22 protein-coding genes are annotated in these 23450 nt (G+C 55.1%); 4 read left to right on the forward strand and 18 right to left on the reverse strand.

Annotated elements, in window-relative coordinates; all coding sequences use genetic code 11:
• Positions 1-129: 129 nt before the first annotated feature.
• Positions 130-1065, reverse strand: a complete 936-nt coding sequence (locus ACQUQU_RS01625) for an NAD-dependent epimerase/dehydratase family protein (protein WP_430461502.1) — start codon at positions 1063-1065, stop codon at positions 130-132.
• Between the two features lie 233 nt (positions 1066-1298).
• Between ACQUQU_RS01625 and ACQUQU_RS01630 the strand changes: the two genes are divergently transcribed.
• Positions 1299-2309 (forward strand): hypothetical protein, encoded by a 1011-nt coding sequence (locus ACQUQU_RS01630; protein WP_430461503.1) that lies wholly within the window; start codon positions 1299-1301, stop codon positions 2307-2309.
• 195 nt (positions 2310-2504) lie between these two features.
• Here the strand turns inward: ACQUQU_RS01630 and ACQUQU_RS01635 are convergent, their stop codons facing one another.
• Positions 2505-3350, reverse strand: a complete 846-nt coding sequence (locus tag ACQUQU_RS01635; protein ID WP_430461504.1) for a LysR family transcriptional regulator — start codon at positions 3348-3350, stop codon at positions 2505-2507.
• 108 nt (positions 3351-3458) lie between these two features.
• Here ACQUQU_RS01635 and ACQUQU_RS01640 point away from each other — a divergent pair, with 108 nt between their 5' ends.
• A complete protein-coding gene (locus ACQUQU_RS01640; protein ID WP_430461505.1) occupies positions 3459-3899 on the forward strand; it encodes a PACE efflux transporter in 441 nt (146 codons plus the stop codon).
• A gap of 5 nt (positions 3900-3904) precedes the next feature.
• On the opposite strand, the gene ACQUQU_RS01645 is transcribed toward ACQUQU_RS01640, so the two are convergent.
• The 8 genes from ACQUQU_RS01645 to ACQUQU_RS01680 form a co-directional block, all read right to left on the reverse strand.
• Positions 3905-4261 carry a cupredoxin domain-containing protein gene (locus tag ACQUQU_RS01645; RefSeq protein WP_430461506.1) on the reverse strand — a complete coding sequence of 119 codons (357 nt, stop codon included), beginning with the start codon at positions 4259-4261 and terminating at the stop codon, positions 3905-3907.
• Between the two features lie 26 nt (positions 4262-4287).
• The gene (locus ACQUQU_RS01650) at positions 4288-6627 is read right to left on the reverse strand and encodes a heavy metal translocating P-type ATPase (RefSeq protein ID WP_430461507.1); all 2340 of its coding nucleotides are present in this window, start codon (positions 6625-6627) and stop codon (positions 4288-4290) included.
• 33 nt (positions 6628-6660) lie between these two features.
• A complete protein-coding gene (locus ACQUQU_RS01655) occupies positions 6661-7206 on the reverse strand; it encodes a c-type cytochrome (protein WP_430461508.1) in 546 nt (181 codons plus the stop codon).
• Positions 7207-7237: 31 nt separating this feature from the next.
• Positions 7238-7504, reverse strand: coding sequence for a hypothetical protein (locus ACQUQU_RS01660; RefSeq protein WP_430461509.1), 267 nt, complete (start codon positions 7502-7504; stop codon positions 7238-7240).
• Positions 7505-7813: 309 nt separating this feature from the next.
• Positions 7814-8479 (reverse strand): flavodoxin family protein, encoded by a 666-nt coding sequence (locus ACQUQU_RS01665; protein WP_430461510.1) that lies wholly within the window; start codon positions 8477-8479, stop codon positions 7814-7816.
• 54 nt (positions 8480-8533) lie between these two features.
• Positions 8534-9112 carry an NAD(P)H-binding protein gene (locus ACQUQU_RS01670; protein ID WP_430463004.1) on the reverse strand — a complete coding sequence of 193 codons (579 nt, stop codon included), beginning with the start codon at positions 9110-9112 and terminating at the stop codon, positions 8534-8536.
• Between the two features lie 76 nt (positions 9113-9188).
• Positions 9189-10118, reverse strand: coding sequence for an alpha/beta hydrolase (locus tag ACQUQU_RS01675; protein ID WP_430461511.1), 930 nt, complete (start codon positions 10116-10118; stop codon positions 9189-9191).
• A 68-nt stretch (positions 10119-10186) separates the two neighbouring features.
• Positions 10187-11104 (reverse strand): alpha/beta hydrolase, encoded by a 918-nt coding sequence (locus ACQUQU_RS01680; protein ID WP_430461512.1) that lies wholly within the window; start codon positions 11102-11104, stop codon positions 10187-10189.
• A gap of 115 nt (positions 11105-11219) precedes the next feature.
• Between ACQUQU_RS01680 and ACQUQU_RS01685 the strand changes: the two genes are divergently transcribed.
• Positions 11220-12137, forward strand: a complete 918-nt coding sequence (locus ACQUQU_RS01685; RefSeq protein ID WP_430461513.1) for a LysR family transcriptional regulator — start codon at positions 11220-11222, stop codon at positions 12135-12137.
• Between the two features lie 10 nt (positions 12138-12147).
• Here ACQUQU_RS01685 and ACQUQU_RS01690 read toward each other — a convergent pair whose 3' ends face one another.
• On the reverse strand, positions 12148-12708 hold the full coding sequence (locus tag ACQUQU_RS01690; RefSeq protein WP_430461514.1) for a TetR/AcrR family transcriptional regulator: 561 nt from the start codon (positions 12706-12708) through the stop codon (positions 12148-12150).
• Between the two features lie 136 nt (positions 12709-12844).
• Between ACQUQU_RS01690 and ACQUQU_RS01695 the strand changes: the two genes are divergently transcribed.
• Entirely contained in the window at positions 12845-13795 is a 951-nt protein-coding gene (locus ACQUQU_RS01695; protein WP_430461515.1) for an alpha/beta hydrolase, read from the forward strand.
• Between the two features lie 49 nt (positions 13796-13844).
• Here ACQUQU_RS01695 and ACQUQU_RS01700 read toward each other — a convergent pair whose 3' ends face one another.
• From ACQUQU_RS01700 to ACQUQU_RS01730, 7 genes are all read right to left on the reverse strand, one after another.
• Complete coding sequence (locus tag ACQUQU_RS01700; RefSeq protein ID WP_430461516.1) at positions 13845-14969, reverse strand: ABC transporter permease; 1125 nt, start codon at positions 14967-14969, stop codon at positions 13845-13847.
• Positions 14969-17788 (reverse strand): ribosome-associated ATPase/putative transporter RbbA, encoded by a 2820-nt coding sequence (gene rbbA, locus ACQUQU_RS01705; RefSeq protein WP_430461517.1) that lies wholly within the window; start codon positions 17786-17788, stop codon positions 14969-14971. Before rbbA ends, ACQUQU_RS01700 begins: the two co-directional genes overlap by 1 nt.
• A 2-nt stretch (positions 17789-17790) precedes the next feature.
• A complete protein-coding gene (locus ACQUQU_RS01710; RefSeq protein ID WP_430461518.1) occupies positions 17791-18768 on the reverse strand; it encodes an HlyD family secretion protein in 978 nt (325 codons plus the stop codon).
• A gap of 150 nt (positions 18769-18918) precedes the next feature.
• The gene (gene dmpG / locus ACQUQU_RS01715; protein WP_430461519.1) at positions 18919-19941 is read right to left on the reverse strand and encodes a 4-hydroxy-2-oxovalerate aldolase; all 1023 of its coding nucleotides are present in this window, start codon (positions 19939-19941) and stop codon (positions 18919-18921) included.
• A 10-nt stretch (positions 19942-19951) separates the two neighbouring features.
• Complete coding sequence (locus tag ACQUQU_RS01720) at positions 19952-20890, reverse strand: acetaldehyde dehydrogenase (acetylating) (RefSeq protein ID WP_430461520.1); 939 nt, start codon at positions 20888-20890, stop codon at positions 19952-19954.
• Positions 20891-20900: 10 nt separating this feature from the next.
• Positions 20901-21680: a 2-keto-4-pentenoate hydratase gene (locus ACQUQU_RS01725; RefSeq protein WP_430461521.1), complete on the reverse strand. Its 780-nt coding sequence runs from the start codon at positions 21678-21680 to the stop codon at positions 20901-20903.
• A gap of 21 nt (positions 21681-21701) precedes the next feature.
• On the reverse strand, positions 21702-23450 hold the full coding sequence (locus tag ACQUQU_RS01730) for a bifunctional 3-(3-hydroxy-phenyl)propionate/3-hydroxycinnamic acid hydroxylase (RefSeq protein ID WP_430461522.1): 1749 nt from the start codon (positions 23448-23450) through the stop codon (positions 21702-21704).

Genomic DNA, 23450 nt, shown 5'->3' on the forward strand with positions numbered 1-23450 from the left:
GTTGTACCCGCTGATTAAAAGCCGCTCTATAAAAATATCCACCCGGTAAAAAAGCCACCCGATAAAAAAAGCCACCTCGCGGTGGCTTTTTTGTTGGACCTTGCCGGCCGCCTGTCAGGCGCCTTGGGTTTATGAGGAGGGCTGGCGCTCGCGGGCGATGGCGGCTAAGCCATCGCGGATGCGGGTGACAGCAAAATCGGGAAAGCGCGCTTTGAATTTATCCGACACAAAGAGGTTGTCGGCGTTATAGCGCGGCAGCAGCTCGGCCACTTCCCGCGCCTGCTTGCTGAACAGGGTCGCCAGGCTCAGCTGCCACGGCTTCAGCACCTTGTAATCCGGCGCGGTGCGGAACACATCGGCGGCGATGCTCACAAACTGGCGGTAGGTCACGCGCTGGTCGTCGCACGGCAGGTGCCAGGTCTGGTTGTAGGCGTCAGCCGTGTTGCCCAGCCAGGCCATGGCCCGACTGGCATCCGGGGTGTAAATCAGGGTGCGCAGGGTGTCGTCGCGCAGGAAAACACGGGCGGTTTTGCCCGCGGCCAGCGCGTCAATCACGGCGCTGTTGGTGATGCTCTGGGTCTGCCCCGGGCCATAGAATTCCGGCGCGCGGCAAATCATGGCCTGCACCCGCCCGCTGTGCATGGCGTCCAGCAGCTGCAGCACCATTTCCGCCCGCACTTTGCCTTTCGTGCCGTTCGGGGAGAAGGGCGAGTCTTCGGTCAGCGGAGTGCTGTTCTGCGGGTACATGTAGGTGTTGTCGAAATACACCAGCTTTGCGTTATGGGCTGCGCAGGCGTCGATGACGTTGCGCATCATGATGGGGAATTGCGCCACCCACTGACTGGTGTCCATTGGCAGTCCGGCGGTGAAATACACAATGTCAGAGCCTTCTGTGGCGCGCAGGGTCTGAGCGGCATCCAGCAGGTCGGCGCTGAGCAGGGTGTCGGTGTCGTTCACCTTTTCAGGGTTGCGGCTGACCAGACGGATGTCGCTGGTGAATTCGCGTTTCAGGCTGATGGCCAGTTCGCGTCCGATCTGGCCGCTGGCGCCAAGAATGGTTTGCATGCTTGTGTCCTCGTGTTGAACTGCCATTCAGGTTAAGTCTGAAGTTAACTTTAAGGTCAATGCCTGACTTTGTGACTTTTTGCTGCTGATGGCGGTTACGAAATACGTGCAGGAAACCTCAGCTTAGCCTGCTTGACCTTGAATCTGAGTTCAACGTTAGCCTGTTGAAAACCGGTGCCACCTACCAAACGTTCAGGTGCCGGCGATCGTATAACAACAGCGAGGTAATTCAGGTGAGCATTAAAACCTTTGCAGCAGTGGCTGCCGTTCTTATGGGTACATTCACCGTTCAGGTTCAGGCCGGTGAGGACAGTCTGGCGGGCGTATCCGCGGGCATGAATATCATCGACATCGGCGGTCATCCGGTGCCGGTACAGAGTGGCGGTCTGTATGACCGTTACCGTTCCAATACGCCGCTGGAGGTGGTGGCTGCCGAACATCCGGACGTGGATTTAAGCTGGTTTAAAACCCTGAAAAAAACCAGGGTCGATATCGGCTTTGATTCCTGGTCGCCGAATTTCTATTACCAGAACAGCCGCATTACCGCGGTATTTACCGCCGATTTAGACCGTCTGCGTTCACTGATGCCGGCCGACGTTTTACAACAGGTGCAGCCTTTGCAGGTGTGGCCGGGCCGGGGGCTGGTGGCGCTGACCGCGTACTCGTATTTTTATTGCGACAACGACAGCTACAACGAAATTGCGCTGTCGATTGTGACCAGCAAACCGGGCTCGATGAATCTGGGGCCGGTCAGTCTGATCGGCCAGAATATGGACAAAGAATTCTGGGGTTATGTGCTGAAATTACCGGTGGATACGGAACTGGCACGGGTGCGCGGCGTGGTGGGCTACAACCTGCCGAAATGGCTGACCACCATTACCCTGAGCGAAACGCCTGAGTCGGTGAAATACGAAATTTATGACAGCGTGACCGGCAAGGTGGATGTGGTGATCGACACTCAGAAACTGGCGGATATGTCGGACGAGCCGGAATTATCGACCAGCCGTTTTACCAACCTCGATCAGCACGGCCAGCTCACCACGGGCTATGCCGTCGCCCGCCAGCTGCGTTACGGCAGCAGCACGGATGCCGATGCGGTGAAACTGACCCTGAGCGATGGCAGCCTGTCGGCGTACATGAAATCGCTGAAACTCGGCAAACTGATGAAGTACGAGTACGTACCGGATTTTCAGATTGCCCTGTACGCGCCGGTGCCGCTGGCGACGTATCTGGCTGCGGAATAAGCCTCAGAATGCAGGTGAGCGCAGCTGACAGTTGGTAAAGCCAGTTCTCTGAACCTGATAACAATCCCCGGTTAAGCCGGGGATTTTATTGAGCACATTAATCGAATAAAGCGGACGTTAAAGCGCGAATTTCTCCCCGTTATTTTTTAAACCGCTCTTTTTTTCGATTTTTATCTTTTCGCTCTTCTCTTTAATTCAGGCCGGCTCGCGACGGATCTGCAATTGTTCAAGCAGCCATTGCCCGGCCGGACCTAACGGCGTGCGCCGCGACCAGGCCACGTCAATTTCCACCGCGCGCGGATAACCCGCGACCGGTAATTCCACCAGATGCTGGCCAAAACGCTGCACCATAGCGGTGGGTAATTCGGCCCAGCCAAACCCGCGCTCGGCAAATTCCATTAACGTCAGATAATCCGGTGCAGACCAGGCCTGCCCCTTGCTGCGCTGCCGGCCGGGCGCGTACGTCCGGATCATCAGTTGCCGTTCGTTGTCCAGATCGCTCTGCCGTGGGTGGGGTAAGGCGGCCAGCGGGTGGTCGCGGTGCACATACAGACGGAAGCCGGCTTTGTCGGGCAGGCGGGCGGTGGCGACGTCGGCCGGGTACTGCGGCTGGGCGGCGAGAATGCCCATGTGCACCTGACCTTTCTGAATCATATCCACCACGTCGGCGTCTTCCGCCGGGCCGCAGCGCAGCTCGGTGTGCGGAAAGTGCTCAGCAAAGCGGGCCATGACTTCACCGTGAAAGACCACGCTGTAAATGTCGGTCATCACCACCGACAGCAGAGGTTCAATACGGGCGGCCAGCCGTTCGGCCAGCGCGTCCAGCTGCTGACTGGCGGTGAGAATGGCCTCTACCTGAACCAGCACCTGACGGCCGGCGTCGTTCAGTTGCGGCTGGCGGCCGCTGCGGTCGAACAGGGCGCAGCCGATATCGGTTTCCAGATTGGCAATGGCGATGCTGACGGTCGACTGACTTTTACCCAGCCGGCGCGCGGCGGCGGAAAACGAACCGCAGGCAGCGGCTTCAACAAAGGCCTTCAAGGATTCCGGTGAATAGCGCATGTATAGATAAAACCGATAGAAGCTATGTTTTAAGTATCTGTTTTATGCAACACCATGGCAATCCGCTTCACCGGAACTGGTTTGACCATGAACACCGTACTGACCAAAGAACGCTTTATTCACGCCATCGGCTTCGAAGTGCTGGCTATCCTCGGCTTTTCGCCCCTGATGGCCTGGGCACTGGACGCTCAGGTGGCCACCGCCGGCGCCCTGACGCTGATGATGTCGCTGCTGGCCATGCTGTGGAACATGGTGTTCAACGGCCTGATTGACCGTCGCTGGCCGGGCAGCCGGCAGCACTGGCGTTTTCATATCCGCCTGCTGCATGGTGTGGTGTTCGAAGCCGGACTGGTGGTGGTGTGCGTGCCGTTAACGGCATGGATGCTGGGCCTGACGTTGTGGCAGGCCGTGCTGGTGGAGCTGGCGTTCTTTGTGTTTATTCTGCCTTACACCGTGGCCTACAACTGGGGCTTTGATAAGGCGTGGGGGTGGTGGCTGCTGCGGCAGAAGGCGGGGCAGCGTGCGTAAACGGCTCAGCCGGCAGTGATGCTGCCACGGTACATCTGCATCTGACAATGGAAGGCGTACTCGCCGGCGCCGAGTGCAGGCACGCGGACGGTTTTTTCTTTATTGAGCGGCAAAGTGTCGCTGAATGCCAACGCAGGAATCAGCAGGGTTTCTGCGCAGGGCGATGGGTCTTTGCGAAGAAATGTGAGCAGGAAGTCCTGACCGGCCGGCACCCGGATATGGGCTGGTGAGTAGACACCATTTTCGATGGTAATCACCTGTTTATTTTCTTTCATGAAAGTGCCGTCTGGCTTGTACAGCCAGAACCACCAGACGATGAGCGCGATCAGGGCGATGCCTGCCATATTAATCAGTAACATCATACATTCGCTCCTGCGGATACAAGGGGTTAGTGTTCCTGCGCTTTAAACAGACGCAGGCGGTTGGCGTTGGTTACCACAGTCAGGGAAGAAAAAGCCATGGCGGCACCAGCAATCACGGGACTCAGCAGCAGACCAGATACCGGATACAGAATGCCGGCGGCGAATGGAATTCCGGCGACGTTGTAAATAAATGCACCGAACAGGTTTTGGCGGATATTGCGCAAGGTGGCTTTGCTGACGGCGATGGCGTCTGCCAGTCCGTGCAGAGAACCACGCATCAGCGTGATATCAGCACTTTCGATCGCCACGTCGGTGCCTGTACCAATCGCAAAGCCCACATTGGCAATGGCCAATGCGGGGGCGTCATTAATCCCGTCGCCGGTCATACCAACGATTTCTCCCTGATGTTGTAATTCCTGCACTTTGCGCGATTTATCTTCGGGTAACACGTCGGCAAAAAATTCGCTGATGCCGACTTTTCCGGCGATCGCCTGCGCAGTCAGATAATTGTCCCCAGTCAGCATGATGACGCGAATGCCGTTACGCTGAAGACGCTGAATTGCCGCGACAGAGTCGTCCTTTATCGGATCTGCCACGGCGATGATGGCTGTCAGTGAATTGTCGATGGCGAAATACATGGGGGTTTTTGCCTCGGCTGCCAGCGCCTGCGCTTTTTGGTGGAACTCACCGAGTGCAATGCGGTTGTCGTGCATGAGCTTTTCATTGCCAAACAGCAGCCTTCTGCCATCGACAAGCGCCTGCACTCCGTGGCCGGCAATGGCCTTAAATTCTGACAGGTGTCCGGTGCTGATGCCGCGCTCCCGCGCCGATTCGGTAATTGCCTGTGCAAGTGGATGTTCTGAACCCGACTCAAGTGTGGCGGCCAGCCGCAGCACAGTTTCTTCATTCTCTGCACCACTGAGCAGAATATCCGTCACTTTGGGCACGCCCACTGTAATGGTTCCGGTTTTATCCAGCACCATGGCTGAAATAGTGGACGCGGTTTGTAAGGCTTCGCCGTTGCGGATCAGAACGCCGGCTTCGGCGGCCTTACCCACGCCGACCATGACCGACATCGGCGTCGCCAGCCCCAGTGCGCAAGGGCAGGCAATAATCAGCACCGTGGTTGCGGAAACAACGGCAAAAGCCAGGGCCGGTTCTGGACCGAAATTGAGCCAGGCCAGAGCACTGACAACGGCGATGATCATGACCACGGGTACAAAATAGGCCGCAATCACATCGGCCATGCGGCCGATTGGCGGCTTGGCATTCTGCGCGCGTTTTACCATGCCAATAATGTGCGCCAGTGCCGTATCTTTGCCGACTCGGGTTGCCCTGAATAACAGGGTTCCACTTTTATTTATGGTGCCGGCAGCCAGTGGGGCGCCAACCGGTTTTTCGACGGGCATGGGTTCGCCAGTCAGCATGGACTCGTCCACATGGCTATGGCCGTCGGTGATGATGCCGTCTACCGGAATTTTTTCGCCGGGGCGGACGCGGACAATATCATCCACCATCACCTGCTCGATACTGATGTCGGTTTCCTGCCCGTTGCGGATGACTCGTGCGGTTTTCGCCTGCAGCCCAATCAGGCGTTTTATGGCTTCGGAGGTGCGTCCGCGGGCCTTCAGTTCCAATGCCAGACCAAGATTAATCAGGCCAATAATCATGGCGGTGGCTTCGAAATACACGTGCCGTGCCATTTCGGGAATGAACTGCGGCACCGACAGAACAGCCACGGAATACAGCCAGGCGGTTCCCGTGCCTAACGCGATCAGGGTATCCATATTGGCGGCGTGATTTTTCAACGAATGCCAGGCGCCGGTATAAAAATGTTTGCCAGAAAATACCATCACGCCAAGGGTCAGCAGGCCAACAGAAAGCCAGGCCAGACGCTCACCTGTGGTACTGACCGTCATCGCCCCGCCCAGTAAGCCGTAGAGCATAAGCGGAATTCCAAGCGACAAGGCGATGGCCATGTCCCGCAGCAGACGCTGGTAGTAGGCCTGATCAGCCTTTTCTTTTTCGCTCAGGGCGTCACTGTCGTTGTCGGTCATTGCTGGCGTGGCTTTGTATCCGGCCTTTTCAATCGCGCGGATCAGGATATCCGCCGTTACTCCGCCGGTGACGGTCACGGTGCGTTGGGCAAAATTCATGTTGGCGTTGGCGACGCCGTCTACGGCTTTAAGAGCGGCTTCGATTTTACCGACACAGCTGGCGCAGCCGGCGCCTTCGATCAGCAGCTCCTGTGTGGGTGACGGCTGTGTTGGCGTTAACGGTGACTCGCGTGACGAGGCAACATGGCCGGCAGTAGCGTGCTGTCCATGCTGACACTGATGGTCTGGGTTGGAATCCGGATGGGTCATGCAATTCTCCTGGTGAGCTGGATGACAGCTTCGTTAATCTGCGGCGCGTGCCGTCAAAATCTGATATTGGCTGGCAGACAAGCCGGGCAGGCGTTGCAGAAAAGCCACCATATTCCAGATTCTTTCGTCGTCGTGGGTTACACCCCAGGCAGGCATGCCCGATGCCTTGATACCGTGCTTGATGATCCAGAATTGGCGCCGGAGAGCTGTTTCGGTTGCCAATGGTGTGTCTGCTGTCGCCGCCAGAGTCAGATTGGCGGGCGAAGGATACAGGCCGATGCTGAAGTCACTGGCCGCTTTTCCTGGCTTCAGATGGCAGCCGGCGCACATGGCGTTGTAATCGGCAGCTCCGCTCAGAAGCCGGGTCGCTGTATTAAGATCAGCGGGGATGGTGATGTCTGCGGCAGCACGATTAATTGACCGCTCCCGCACGGTTTCCAGCAACCAGTAGCCCAGAGATGTGTGGGGCACATCGGCCCCGATCGGATAGAGACCTGAGTAGATAAAGGCACTCAGGCCGGTCAGACCAACCATGGCGATAATGAGCAAACTTTTCAGATAACGGGTGAATACAGCCATGGCGACCTCCTGTACAGGCATTGCCGGAGTATCAGTGCATGTGACCGGTGCTGTGATCCATGGCCGCAGAGTCGTCATGCATCTTGTCTGTGGCGTCGTCGTGATGTTCCATAGTCTGAGAATTGTGCTTCATCTGGTCCGACGTATCGTTGTGACCCATCCCCTGCACGTGGTCGCCGCTGTGCAGCTGCGACATACACTGCTGCATCAGTGCCTGAGTGACAGGGTCTGTCATATCCATTTTGCTATGATCCATGCCCTGCAGGGATGAGCAGTCCGGCATGTCTGCTGATTGCATATGTTCTTTTGGGTCATGGGCCTGGGCTGGAAAAGCGGTACTGAGCGCGGTGAGCAGGAGCGTATATGGCAGAACTTTGGTCATCATGGCGTTTACCTCGCAGTGAATGCTGTGTTCGTCTTTGCTGTGGCGGCGCCCGGTGCGGGCACTACGGTGCGGATGACGCAGAACAAACGCTCCCTTCCACATTGAAACGATAGTAAAGAACGCTGCCTGTCAGCGGCATGACCTGAAGGTTACAAATTTGTAATGCAAGCCTCTGGATGATATCCGGGGAAGCCTTTGATGCGTTCCGGTTCGGCAGGCCTGTTACTGAAGGTTAAACCATTGCTGATCCATGGTGTTCAGCATCTCCTCTGGTGTTATCTGCTGTGTCATGCGACCACGAATAACGTGTTTGTGCTCAAACGACACTGCACCTTTAGCCATTACTTTTGCTCTGAACCGGTCAATATGCTCATCAGAAAAATGACTGTTGTAGGTGTTAAATAAAACGACATTTTTACCATCGAAACGGTTGTTTTCGATAAACGACCAGATGGGTGGTGCCGGGCTGTAGAGCCACACCGGAGAACCCAGCCAGACAGTATCGTAAGCTGTCATATCTGTGCTGGCAGGTTTGATGTCGGGTAATGCTGCCGAGTCAGTCTTCAGTTGGTCAGCATCTTTAATAGCATTGGCCAGACCAGAAATACCCAGCTGGTAATCCTCGACTTGCAGGGCAATGGTGTCTGCCTGCAGCCACCCGGCAATGTGACGTGCAGCCAGCGCGGTATTGCCGGAGCGGGAGAAATACACCACAAGATTTTTACTGCGGTTTGCGGATTCAGCGGCCACGGAAGTTGGTGCCGCAAGAGTCAGCGTTTGCAGGTTCTGCGCCTGATGCTTTTCTATTTCAGTTACAACAAACAGAACGCTGAACAGCGCGATCAGTACGATCGCAATAGCGGCCGTCAGCCATTGAATGGTAGACACAGTGTTCTCCTTTACCTGTAATTGCAGGGGCATGAATCGTTAAGCTGCCATGCCTTACATAAAGTAAGGCTTGTCGGCATCGGTGCCCGGTTTGTTAATGCCGATATTGGCGCCACGATATTGCTCTGGATTCAGAATCACCGAGCTGATAACCCCGGCAACGCTCTTACGCGATACCACGGTGCCTTTGAATGACTCATGACGGCCGGTGATTTCGTAATCGCTTTCGTCTTCGTCGGTCAGCCAGGCTGGGCGTAAAATTGTATAGTCCAGTCCGGAGGCTTCGATGGCATCGGCAGCGCGGCGATAAGGTTTGAGATCTTCACCGATAATAGCGCGGTTCCATTCACCGAATGCACCCGGTACTTCATCGTAAATACCCAGCGACAACACAAAGATCAGGCGTTTTACGTTACCGCCCTGCATGGCACTGATAATGGCCTCTGCCTGTTTGTCCAGATCCTCACCACTGAGGTTGGCATACACGATGTCCTGATCGGTCAGCGCCTTTTTCAATAATTTTTTATTTAACACATCACCGAGTATGACACTGGCATTGGCAGGCTCTTTACCTGTCAGCTTAGTTGCGTCACGCAGTAATAATGTCTGATGAATAGCGGTATTACCCGCCAGTGACTAGACAACCCAGCGGGCAATTTGCCCGCTGGCACCCAGAATAACGACATTGGTCATCATTCATTTCCTGCTGTTAAAGATGCTTGTGGAAAAACGGAGCGACCTCCGCCATGGCGATGGCAACCGGCTCTGCTTTGTCGTACAGGTCGTAATGGGACCAGCCTTCGGCCACCACAATCTGTTTATGTTCTGATGCGGCACGGCTGTAAATTTCCCAGCCATCGCGGTAGGCACCAAAACCACCGGCCTTGCTGCCGATGACCACCATTAATGGCTGGGTGAGCAGGGTTTCGGCGTTGGTAAAAGCATCCCAACCCATTGCGGCACCGGTAAATGACATCAGTTGGCTGGTTGCGCCATTCGGTTGCTGGCCACGGGCAGTTTTGTAGTACTCGGTTGCTTCCAGTACGTCGATATCGCTGATGCCGGCGTCACGGGCAGCGGCTACCGATGGTGGTAATAAGTCGGCACTGTCGCGCGCTGCACCCTGTGCCTGCGCGGTGCGCATATCCGCAATCTGTTGCGCCAGCTGGCGTGGCTGAAACTGCGCAAAACCTTCGCGGATTAAACGGCCGTAATTAACGCCGGTAATCGACACCAGGGCTTTAAGGCGGTGATCGGTAATGCCGGCATGAATGGTGTACGCGCCACCGCCGCAAACACCGATGGCACCAATGCGCTGCGCATCGATATAACTCAGTGACTGCAGATAATCGATGGCGAAACGGATGTCGGACACGCGGATGGCCGGGTCTTCGATGTTGCGCGGTGAACCGCCACTGGCTCCCTGAAAACTGGCATCGTGCACCAGCACCACAAAACCTTCGTCGGCCAGCGCGCGGGCGTACACATTGCCTGCGGTCTGTTCTTTACAGCTGCCAATCGGGTGGGTACTGACAATGGCCGGGTATTGCTTTGCAGCATCGAAATCAGCGGGAAAATACAGGTCGGCGGCGACTTCCCAACCCAGATTCTGGTAACGCACGGTCTGAATGGTGCTCATGATAAAAACCTCTGAATACATTAATAAAATTAAGGCGAAGGCGGGGCGCTGTGCGCCCCGGCGTTCGATTACTTCAGTGTGCGGGCGAAGAAGGTGGCCAGTTCGGCGACGGCTTCGTTCACGTACTGCGGCACGTCGTACAGCGACATGTGATTGGCACCGTCGATGATGTGCAGGGTTTTATCCTGGCTGGCGGCACGCTGAATCAGGTCGTCGCTCATCCACTTACTGCCCGCTACGCTACCGGCTACGGCCAGTACCGGCTGGGTGAGGAAAGCTTCAGCTTTGTGATACGCATCGTAGGTGATGATCTGGTTCAGGTTACGGGCCAGAGCAAAACCCGGCGCGTTCGGGTGCGCAGCGCGCTCGGTGTGGTAATACTCCCAGGCTTCGCGCAGCTCTTCGTTGGGTGCGTCTTCCTCTTTCAACGGCGCCAGCGGAATCATGCTGTATTCGCCGGAGGCGGCATCGCCGGTGCGGGCACTGGAGCCGAATTCGAGGTAACCGGTGGCATCGGCATCCGCCACATTGTTTTCCCAGCCGTTACGGAACATCTGGCCAATGTTGACCGCGCTCACCATGCCGAGTGCTTTGATGCGGCGGTCATTGATGGCGGCATTGGCGCTGTAACCGGCGCCAGCGCAGACACCCATGGCGCCTATGCGGTCGGCATCGACGTAAGGCAGGGTGGTCAGGTAATCGATAACCGCACTGATGTCTTCGGTGCTGACAAACGGGTTTTCCAGCTGGCGTGGCTCACCTGTGCTGGCGCCCTGATACGAGCGGTCGAAGGCGATAGTGATCAGGCCGCTTGCCGCCAGTTTCTGTGCGTACAGGCCAGCCGCCTGTTCTTTGACACCGCCGCCCGGATGGGAAACAACCACCGCCGGGTAAGTGCGTGACTCATCAAAGTCCGCCGGAAAGTGAATAACAGCCGCCATGGTGATGCCGTGGCAATTCAGGTTTGGGAAAGTAATGTTTGGCATGGTCTGTCTCCTTAAGAGGTGGTTCGTTGTTTGCCCTACACGAACCATCTTAGGTAAGACTATTGATTTGATATACGTGCTAGCCAAGACATGAGTGTTTAGTTAGGCTAAACAAATGAAAACAGAACCCTCACTCCTTACTGCGCTGACCTGGTTTGCACACATCGCCCGCCATCGCAGCTTTACCAAGGCTGCCACAGAGATGGAGGTCACCCGTGGCGCACTGTCGCAGCATCTGAAAAACCTTGAGCAGCAGCTGAATGTGCGGCTGATTAACCGCACTACGCGCAATATGTCGCTGACGGAAGAAGGCCAGCGTCTGCTGGCGGTGCTGGAGCCTGCCTTGCAGGCCATTGATCAGGCGGTGCTGGAACTGGGGGAGTCGCACTCGGAACCCTCGGGGCTGATCCGCATTAATACCTCGCGTATCGCCAACCGTCTGTTGCTGGAACCGCATATGGGCGAATTTCTGCGCCGTTATCCGGGCCTGCGCTTTGAACTGACGATGAACGACGGCTTGTCAAATATTGTTGCCGAAGGCATGGATGCCGGTATCCGTCTGGGGGAAAGTCTGGATGAACACATGGTGGCGATTCCGGTATCACCCCCTATCTCAATGGCCATTGTCGGCTCGCCGGACTATTTCGCCCGTTATGGCGTGCCGCAAACGCCGGAAGACCTGATGCAGCATAATTGTCTGGCTTACCGTTTTTCGTCCAGCGGCATCATCGACCGCTGGTCGTTTACCTCACCCGACGACGATGAGCGGGTGGTCGTATTTGAGCCGCAGGGCAATGCAATTTTTAACGACGACGAAAATATGCTGAACGCCGCGTTGCAGGGCGTGGGCCTGATTAAATATCTCGACCTCAATGTTAAACAGCAGCTCGCCGATGGACGCTTGGTGCGCGTGCTGGCGCCCTGGTGCAAACCTTTTCCCGGCTTTTATCTGTACGTTCCTTCGCGCGCGCAATTACCGGCCAAGACCCGGGCGCTGATGGATTTTCTGATTGAGAAGCGGGAGCTGCTTTGACCGGCACAACTCATACAAACACATTCAGGTAGGCGATACAGGCCCTGCTGGCTTCTTCTTCGATTGCTTGCGTAATCGTTCCCTCCTGGGCGAAGCCGAATTTCATCACTGAAAATGTAATTTCAATAGCAATGGTCGCTGCGTCCGGATGCGTTGGCAGATGACCGCTATACCCCTGCTTTGCCAGAAGCGTGCGGAGCAGCTCACCAAAGGCGGTATCTTTCGCGACGTGAGCTTCCCGGTCTGCCTGTGTGAAATGCCCTCTCATCAGCAGAATGCAGGCAACAGGATTGGCGCGGTAATAATCCGAGATGATTCTGATGGCGCTTTTCAGTGAATTGCACCAATCCTGAGATTGGTTGTGCCCGCTGCTGCCGTGGCTCTGAAGCAACTGGCTGATACTGTTCATGTGGTTAACAGCCAACTGACTGAAGAGAGAATATTTGTCAGGGAAGAACTGGTAAATACTCGCCCGGGTGATGCCCGACAGCTTCGCAATCTCAGGGATTGAGGCTGCATCGGGCCCAACGGCCAACAGCAATTCCTCCGCTGCCTTCTGCACTTTCTCCATGCGTTCCTGCGAGCGCCCCTGTTTCGGCTGTCTGGCTGATTTAGAGGCAGAGTCTGCCACGGTGCCTGCTTGCAAAGACTCGAAATATGACATATGTTATGTTTTATCTGACAAATGTTACGTTAAGGGTGACGCAATGAGTTACGCAAATCAAGCCGCCTGGCAGGAGATTCAAGGTTTCCTGCCTTCTCAATATCAGCTTTCGCCGGCCACCGTTCCTCAGGAGGAGTATTGGGAATGGGAAGGCCATCGGATTCACCTTGACCAATACCGCAACGACGCAGCCCTGGCGAAGGTGATTCTGTTTCACGGTGTGGGGACAAATGGACGCCAGATGATGACGATTCTGGGGTGCCCTCTGGCACAGAAGGGATATGAAACCATTGCCATTGATATGCCTGGTTATGGTGAGACCCGGGTGAACAAGCAGGCAAAAGTGTCCTATGACACCTGGGTAAGGGCTGCTGTCGCATTTATTCAGAAAGAACTGGACCGCGATGAGCGCCCGGTTTTTCTCTATGGGCTGAGTGCGGGTGGCATGCTGGCATATCATGCAGCAGCTCATTTTAAGCACGATCAGAATGTCAAAGGCATTATCGGTATGACCTTTCTGGATCAGCGTTTAGGCCTGGTTCGCAGGAAAACGACGCTGACACCACTGATTGGTATCCTTGGTGCGCCACTTATGACTTTGATGGCAAAGACGCCTTTAGCGGGTTTTAAGATGCCTATGTGGCTCGCCTCCAAAATGCACACGCTGGTGAATGACAAAAAAGCACTGAATGCGTTTATGAAGGACAGAACGTCTGCAGGCAATTGGGCATCAATCCGGTTTCTTAGCTCGTATATGAATTACCAGCCGGCCGTTGAACCGGAAAACTTTGATGTATGTCCGATTATTCTGACACAGCCTGCGGCCGATAGATGGACCCCGCTTAACCTCAGTACCCCCTTTCTGGAACGGATTAATCAGGTTCCCGTTGACGTGGTTATGTTGGACAACGGTGGGCACTATCCTCTGGAGGAGAAAAGTCTGAATCAGCTGCTCAGCGCTTCTGTCGGATTTATTCAGAAAAATACGGGCTGATAATTTATATATTCCTGTCGTTAGTCACTCGCACTGGTACTTGTCGACTTTAGCCCACTTGTTCTATCGCCTTGCGGAAGCGCTTTAACGCCACGCTGAAAAATACCAGGCCGCTGGCAGCCAGCAGCGCCAACTGCGGCCATACCACCTGGCTGTCTCCACCCCGGTACAACACCGTTTGCGAAAAACTCACATAATGGGTGGATGGTGACAATTGCATCAGTTGCTGAACCACTTCGGGCATGCTTTCCATTGGCGTGGTGCCACCAGACAGCAAATTCATGACAACGATGAACGGAATAATCAGCAGGCCGAACTGGGCCATGCTGTAGGTCATGGTGCCGAGCATCAGGCCAAGTGCGGTCACTGAAAACAGATACAGCAGGGTGCCAGCAGCAAACAACAGAACGGAGCCCTGAACCGGCACCGCCAGCCAGTGATGCACAACCAGCCACAACGACAGCAGGGTGACCACCAGAATCACCAGGGTATTGGACCAGATTTTCGCCAGCATAATTTCTGCCGGCGTTACCGGCATAACCAGTAAATGCTCAATGGTGCCGTGTTCGCGTTCACGGATCAGCGCCGCACCGGTCAGAATCAGACCGAGCATGGTGGTGCTGTTAATCAGTTGCATGACAGCGTTAAACCAAAGTGAGCTGCTGTTTGGGTTAAACAGCTTACGCACATTGATGCGGACCGGCATCTGATCCTGCCATTGCATACCCGGTGCCAGATACTCCACTACTTCATTGAAAATGATCTGTTGAATATAGATAGCACCGTTACCTGCCTGCGAAACGGCCGTAGCGTCTATGTTGAGCTGCAGCTCCGGGCGGTTGCCCTGCAGCAGGTCTTTTTCAAAATTGGGTGGGAATACGAGGATAAAGACATATTTTCCCTGCTCCAGCGCGGTGGTCATCTGCTCGCTGTTGATGGCCTCGGCAGGCCGGAACTGCGGCGGTAGCAGGGCGGCCGTGATTTTACGGCTTAACAACGACTGGTCGTCGTCGGCCACCGCAACGCTGACGTTATTGACTTCAAAATTTACACCGGTTGCGACCGAATAAATGGCAAACGAGAAAATATACGCAATCAGCGCTATCAGCACGGTATCGGATTTAATGCTGAACAGCTCTTTGATGCCAAGGCGAAAAATATTATTCAGATTCATCAGCGCTCCTGCTTATTCAGACCGAGCCAGGCCAGCAGAGTAAAAATCACGACAAAGACAGCCAACGCCAGATGATTCCACCACAACTCCTGCCAGCCCAGTGCCTTGGTAAAGGTGCCAATACTGATCTGCTGAAACCAGGAGGATGGAAACGACATGCCAATCAGGCGGCCGCCTTCATTCAGGGTGGATACCGGCGTCAACAGGCCGGAGAAATTGACCGATGGAATAACCGTGAGTACGGCCGAAGCAAACATGGCCGCCACCTGAGTGCGGGTAAAAGCCGATATCACCAAACCAAAGCCTGTGGTGGTAAACACATACAGTAATGCACCGGTAGCCAGAGTGCTGAATGAGCCCTTAACGGGTACCTGAAAAAGCCATACAGCCATCATCATGAGCGTGATAAAGCTGAGAAGGCCAATAAGCAGATAGGGCGTTTGTTTGCCCAGCAAGAACTCAAGCCGGGTAACGGGTGTTGAGTGAAAATTCGCAATAGAGCCGGTTTCTTTTTCGCGGACTATGCCCAGTGCTGTCATCATGGTGGGAATCAGTACCAGCATCAGCATGACCACGCCGGGTACGATGGAATACACACTTTTAAATGCCTGATTAAACAAAAAGCGGGTGCTCACATCGGCAGGCATTTGCGTTATTGGGGTATGCGGGTCGCGCTGTGCAATTTGCATCAGTTCTGACACCGTCATGCCGGCAATATAGCCGGCGCCGGTTTCGGCTTTAAACGGCATGGCGCCATCCAGCAGTACCTGCACTTCGGGTTGATTGTAGCGCATGTAATCGCGGCCAAAGTTGGGTGGAATATCAATGACCATCGCCAGCTTGCCGCTCTGCAATTGCTGAACTGCCGACCCGTAATCACTTATGGCCGGCTGTTCGCTGAAATAGCGTGAACTGCCAACGGCCTCCTGCAGTAAGCGGCTTTCGCGTGACTGGTCCTGATCCAGTACGGCGTAGCTCAGTTCTTCGACATCAAAGGAAATGCCGTAACCAAACGCCAGCATCAGAAACAAGGGGCCGAGCAGGGCAAAGGTCAGACGTATCGGGTCGCGTTGGATCTCGAGCATTTCGCGAAAAGCATAGGCCCACCAACGGCGCAGACTGAATATCGTGTTCTGATGTTTACGGTCAGGGACTTTGTTGGTTGCTGTCGCGGCCAACCCTGGTTGTTGAGGTGCCGGCTGTCCGGGGGGAGTCGCAGGTAGGGAAGCCGCAGGATGGGCGATCACGGCCGCAGGGCTTTCTGCAGCGGCCTGCTGCAGATAATCGACAAAGGCGGTTTCAAGCGTTGCGTGGCCACGGGCCTGCGCCAGTTCAGTGGGTTTTCCAACCGCCAGCACTTTGCCCGCATGCATTAATGACACTCGGTCGCAGCGGGCGGCTTCGTTCATAAAATGGGTGGAAATAAAAATAGTCACACCCTGTTCGCGCGATAAGCGGATCAGGTGATGCCAGAATGTGTCGCGGGCCACCGGATCAACCCCCGAGGTCGGTTCATCCAGAATTAATATATCGGGTTTGTGCAGTACCGCTACCGCCAGTTGCAGGCGCTGGCGGATACCCAGAGGCAGGCTTGCCGGAAATGCACCGGCTAACTCCCGGAGGCCGAAATCCTGCATCACCTCTTGTATGCGTTGTTCGGCGTCTGCGCCTTTCATCTTGTACAGCGATGAGTGCAATTCCAGGTTTTGCTGTACGCTGATTTCGCTGTACAGCGAAAAGCTCTGCGACATATAGCCCACGCGCTGGCGGGTTTGCATATCGTCGGCGGCCGGTTTTTGTCCGAACAGGCGAGCCTCACCCGAGGAGGCAGGCAGTAGTCCTGTCAGCATTTTCATGGTGGTGGTTTTGCCGCAGCCGTTAGAGCCTAAAAAACCAAAAATTTCGCCGCGTTTAATGTTGAAGGAAACCCGATCAACCGCAACGAAGTCACCAAAGCGCCGGGTTAATGCGTGGGCTTCGATGGCAGGCTCTTCGTGGCAATCAATCAGTGGTGGCACGGTCACGGTCTGATGCTGTTGACGCTTTGCTTCAGGCAACAATTGGATAAATGCCTGCTCCAGAGTTTGCGATCCGGTTTGTTGCAACAGTTGTTCGGGTGTGCCGCTGGCAATGACGGCGCCATCGTCCATGGCGGCAAGCCAATCGAAATCCTGCGCTTCTTCCATATACGCGGTGGCGACAATCACGCTCATATCCGGTCGTTGGCTGCGAATGCGGCGGATCAACTGCCAGAATTGCTGGCGTGATAAAGGGTCAACCCCGGTGGTGGGCTCATCCAGAATCAATAAATCCGGATCGTGAATTAACGCGCAGCACAAGCTCAGTTTTTGCTTCATGCCGCCGGATAACTTGCCCGCCGGACGCTGTAAAAACGGGTGCAGGCCAGTGGCGCGGGTGAGAAGGTCAATGCGTTGCTGGCGTTCGGCTTTTGCTTGGCCAAACAGGTTGGCAAAGAAATCCAGATTTTCCGCCACGCTTAATGTGGGGTACAAATTGCGACCCAAACCCTGTGGCATATAGGCAATGCGGTGCAGAGCGTCGCGGCGGAAGCGAAACGAGCGGATATTGCCGTCGAGCACCTGAATATCGCCTTGCTGCAGGCGCTTTACTCCGGTGATTAGCGCCAGTAAGGTGGATTTTCCTACCCCATCCGGACCGATTAATCCGGCCATGACACCAGCGGGAATACTCAGCTGATCAATGGCCACCGCGGTTTGATGGCCATAACGGTGCACCAGCGCGTGAATAACGGCAGCACAGCACGGTGCGCTCGTAGCCTTACTCAGGTCGCCCGCCATACTCAGGCCTCCGGTAGTGTGACGGCTAATTCAGCAGGCCATGCTGCATCAGGCGCGGTGCGCAGCCACACGTTGCCACGCACACCGGATTTTACCCGTGACTGATATTGTTGAAGTAAGAGCGGGTCGATACTGATTTTTACCCGGAACATAAGATCGCTGCGCGCGTCCCGCGTTTCGACTTCTTTTGGAGTGAATTGCGCTTCGGGTGCCACAAAGGCAATCTTGCCTGGAATGACGTATTGTGGCACGGCGTCGAATATCAGGCGTGCATCATCCTGAAGCGCCAGCAGGGCAGCCACACTGGCCGGAACAAATACTTCCATGTACACATCCAGTGGATCCATCAATGTCAGTACCCGGCCGCCTGCAGCAATGACTTCGCCGGGATGCACCAGCTGGTACTGAATACGTCCTGCCCGCGGCGCACGGATTTCGTTGTCCGTCAGTAACGTCTGTAATTCTTCCAGATTGGCCTGAGCGGCCGCAGTGCTTGCGATACTGCGCTTCAGGGTAGCCTCTGCCAGACGCAAGGCTGCTACAGCAGAATCGTGCTGCGTTTGGGCCTGATCGAGTTTTTCCTGCGGTGCGACATGTTGGCGATATAGGGTCTGTGCGCGCTGCAGATCGGTGTTTGCGAGTATCAGCAGACTTTTACGTTGACTGACGGCGGCGCTGGCCTCGTCACTGGCGAGGCGGGTCTGTTCAATGACGGCTTCTATTTCGCGCTTTTTCGCCAGCAATTGTTGGCTGTCGAGAGTCAGTAGCAGCTGGTTTTGGTTGACGGTATCGCCTTCCTTTACGAGTACGTCAGCAACGCGACCGGCATGCTTACTGGCCAGCGTAATTTGTTCGGCTTCCAGACGACCATGTGCCATGGTCAGCCCGTATACTTCCGTTGATTTAAACAGATAGAACCAGATTCCACTGGCAGTGAGCGCAAGTACGGCAATCAGAATCAGTACGCGAGTAACACGCATAGAATTCTCTCCGGAAAATGAGGCGTCGTTTGGGTGTCAGCTGCAGCAGCGTCGGAAATGAAGCCGGACTCCGGCTTGTGGCCGGATACGGATGAATGCGGGGCATACGCCCACATCCGCATACATAGACTGCTGCAGCTGAAAGGAGGGTTATTGGCGTGCCTTAAGATCCAGTGCCACGTCAACAATCATATCTTCCTGCCCGCCGACCATGCGGCGCTTGCCCAGCTCCACCAGAATATCCACGGCTTTAATGCCGTATTTTTCGGCGGCTACTTCGGAGTGACGCAGGAAGCTGGAATAAACGCCGGCGTAACCCAGTGCCAGAGTTTCGCGGTCAACCCGAACCGGACGGTCCTGCAACGGACGTACGATGTCATCGGCCGCATCCATCAGGGTGTAAAGGTCAGTGCCATGGTTCCAGCCCATGCGTTCGGCGGCAGCAATAAACACTTCCAGTGGTGCGTTACCTGCACCGGCACCCATACCGGCCAGTGAGGCGTCGATGCGGTCGCAACCTTCTTCGACGGCGACAATGGAATTCGCCACGCCCAGCGATAAATTGTGGTGGGCGTGCATGCCGGTTTCGGTGTCGGGTTTCAGCACGTCTTTTACCGCGCGGAAGCGGTCACGGATATCCTGCATGCTCATGGCACCGCCTGAGTCCACCACATAAATACAGGTAGCGCCGTAGCCTTCCATCAGTTTTGCCTGCTGCGCCAGATGCTGGGGTGTGGTCATGTGGCTCATCATTAAAAAGCCCACGGTGTCCATGCCCAGAGTGCGCGCATAATCAATGTGCTGACGGGAAATATCCGCTTCGGTGCAATGAGTCGCCACGCGTACCACACGGGCGCCGGCATCGTAAGCATTTTTCAAATCGTGACAGGTGCCGATACCCGGTAATAACAGGGTGGCAATTTTGGCGTGGGACACCACGTCGGCCACGGCTTCGATCCATTCCAGATCCGTGTGTGCACCGAAACCATAATTAAAACTGGAGCCTTGAAGGCCATCGCCGTGGGCCACTTCGATGCTGTCTACTTTAGCTTTATCCAGTGCACGGGCAATGTCCTGCACATTTTTAATAGAATACTGATGGCGGATAGCATGGCTGCCATCGCGCAGCGTCACATCGGAGATGTAGAGCTTTTTCTGTGGATTAAACGTCATAAAAGTCTCCTTAACCCTGAATCAGGGATTGCGCCATGCGCTCGGCAGTCGCCATGGCGGCCGAAGTCATAATGTCGAGATTGCCGGCGTAAGCTGGCAGGTAGTGAGCCGCACCCTCTACCTCGAGAAACACGGATGTTTTCAGACCAGAGAATGTGCCATGGCCCGGAATGGTGAGCGGCTTGTCGGCCGGAATCACTTCAAATTGCACTTCCTGCTTTAAGCGGTAGCCGGGAACATATGCATGCACGGCGTTGGCCATGCTCGTAATGGATTCGCGCACAGCGTCCTGATCCGCTGCTTCCGACAGCACGTACACGGTGTCGCGCATAATCAGCGGTGGCTCGGCCGGGTTCATAATAATAATGGCCTTGCCTTTGGCTGCACCGCCAATCACCTCGATAGCCTTTGAGGTGGTTTCGGTAAATTCATCAATATTGGCACGGGTACCCGGGCCTGCGGATTTGCTGCTTATAGAGGCGATGATTTCCGCGTAATGCACCTTAGCCACACGCGATACTGCGGCCACCATAGGAATGGTGGCCTGGCCACCACAGGTCACCATGTTGACGTTGTTCTTACCCACATGTTCATCAATGTTCACAACAGGAACACAGTAAGGACCAATGGCCGCCGGGGTTAAATCGATGCAGCGGATATCTGCTTTGTGAGCACGTAAAAACGCATCATTCTTTACGTGCGCGCCGGCGGAGGTGGCATCAAATACAATGTCGATGTCGGCAAAGCAGGGCATGCGCACCAGGCCGTCTACCCCTTCGTGGGTGGTGGCGACGCCCATGCGTGCAGCCCGGGCAAGACCGTCTGACTCAGGATCGATGCCTACCATTGCGACCACTTCAACGTGTTTGCCGTGGCGCAGGATTTTTATCATCAGGTCGGTACCAATATTGCCGCTACCGATAATCGCAGCCTGAATTTTTTTGCTCATTTGTTACTCCTCACACCATTTTGCAAGACACAGAACCCAGACTACCGATACGTGCCTGAATCAGATCGCCGGCGCGGATATTCACCATTGGGCCAAGGGCGCCGGATAAAATAATTTCGCCGGCTTTTAAGCCTTCACCGAGTTCTGCCATCTGACAGGCCAGCCAGTAGGCGGCGCGCAGCGGATGGCGAAGACACGCAGCACCAGAACCTACAGACATCGTCTGGCCGTTCACATCCAGCTGCAGACCCAGCTCTGCCAGCGCCAGTTGACCAATGGCCACCGGCTGATGGCCGAGCACATACAAACCACAGGAGGCGTTGTCCGCCACGGTGTCGGCCAGCGTGATCTGCCAGTTGGTGATGGCGCTGTCGACTATTTCCAGCGCCGGAAGCGCATAGGCCAGCGACGCCAGAAATTCTGCATAACTGGGTTTTTTCTGACTCAGATCGCGGCCGACCACGAAGGCGACTTCACCTTCGATTTTTGGCTGCAGTAAACGACGGCATGGCACTTCATCACCATCGAGGTATTCCATGTCATCGAATAAAACACCAAAGTCCGGCTGATCGACGCCCAGTTGCTGCTGTACCGAGCGCGAGGTCAGCCCGACTTTTTTGCCAACAATGCGCGCGCCTTCGGCTGCGCGTTTCTGGTTGTTCAGCGCTGCAACGGCATAGGCGTCGCTCAGACTGGTTACGCCGAATTGTTCTGAAATCTTGCCGACGCTGACGCCGCTCTGGCGTGCGTTGAACAGCACCTCTGCGGCACTGTGAATATCGGATTTCATGACTGGTTCTCCGCTAAAAAGTTAAACTGCCGCAGCGCTGCCAGAAATGGCTGGTTGGCTGATAATTTTTGCTTGCCCCTGACCCATTTGCTTCTTCAGTTCGCTGACTGCTGCGTTCAGGTTGTCGGCACTGACGACGGAAAAAGCAAAGCGGTCGGGGCGCAGAATGGCGACGGCATACTTCCCGCGATTGGCTTTGCGCAGCCATTGGGTCATCAGGCCATTCATATCTTCCACTTCAGTCAGACCTTTGACCGTAGCGTGGTTAATATGCAGCCCCTGAGGACGTTGGCCGAAATCAACGACTGACAAATAACGGGTGTTCAGACTTGCTAACCAGGCGAGATTACTTTCAGACAGTGCGTCACGCGGATCCGTATCCAGCCCGATGAGGCTGAAGCTGTTGCCGCATACATCGTCCAATAAGGCTTTCTGACCATTGATTAAACGGACTTCCGGCTGTGGAGCCAGTGTACCTTCGGGGCTTTTCCGGCCTCTGCGTTTCAGGCCGAGAAAACAATTATTGGTGTAGGACGGTTTGGGTTTGAACTCACCCTCCTGAACGTATTCACGCAAAGGCTTAATCGCCAGAATGGCTTTGATGCTTATGTCCCGGAGCGTTGTCAGCAGCGGGTTGGTCATGGACACCATGTCTTTCAGCTGAACAGAAATATCAATCATGGCTTTGGCATGGTCGTGACGTTCTTTGCCGTACGTTTCCAGTAATGACTCAGACGCCTGACCTTTGAGAACGGCGCTCAGTTTCCAGCCAAGATTGTATCCGTCCCTGATGCCGGCACTTGCCCCCTGACCCATAAACTGTGGCGTCATATGCGCGGCGTCACCACCGAGCAGTACGCGCCCTACCTGCCATTTTTCAACGATCAGAGCGTTAAATGTGTACACCAGTTTGCGCTTAACCTCGAACTTATCCGGGTCAACGTAACGCGAAATCAAACGACGCACGGTATCCGGATGTTCCATGTATTCTTTGGTCTGACCGGGTTTGAGCATGAATTCAAAGCGGTGGAATGCATCGGGTTGTATGCAGCTGACGACTGGCTGACCCGGGTCGACGACGAAATTGAAGTAGGGCATATGACGCAATTCATCACATCCCGGCTTTTTCTCCAGATCAACGACGAGCCAGGGTTCCGGAAAGCTTTTTCCGGTCATTTTTATACCCAGTTTTTCACGGACCAGGCTGCGGCCACCGTCGCATCCGACCAGGAATAAGGCGCGGATATCCTGGTAGTCAGTGACGCCATCAGACGTCATCTTGCGGTCACCCGCATCGTCGAACCGGAATACCTGCGTTGCTTGATGAGTAATGGTTACTCCATCACTGTCCTGACGGAAATCTACGACCTCCCGTCCTCGCAACACGGTGACATTCGGATAACGGGAAAGTGCATCCGTCAGCGTTGTCTCCAGATAAGGCTGGTAAAAGAAGTTGACCACAGGCCAGCCAAACGGACGCTTTCGGGGAAGGTATTGACCCATTACGGTACAATCGGTGCGTACGAACTGAGCGGGAACGTCCGACAGTACGTCTTTCCCAACTTCCGCAGCACAGTTAATGTGCTGAAAAATTCGCATACATTCATCATCGGTGTAGACGGCACGGGCATTACCATAAAATGCCGGTTCTTTCTCCAGGACGGTCACCTGATGACCACGCATGCCAAGCATGTGCGCGAGAATAAGACCGGTCGGTCCGAGTCCGGCAATTACAACTTCTGTATCCGCGGCTGAGTACTTACTGTTCAT

The organism is Thalassolituus sp. LLYu03, assembly GCF_050507655.1.
GTDB lineage: Bacteria > Pseudomonadota > Gammaproteobacteria > Pseudomonadales > Oceanobacteraceae > Venatoribacter.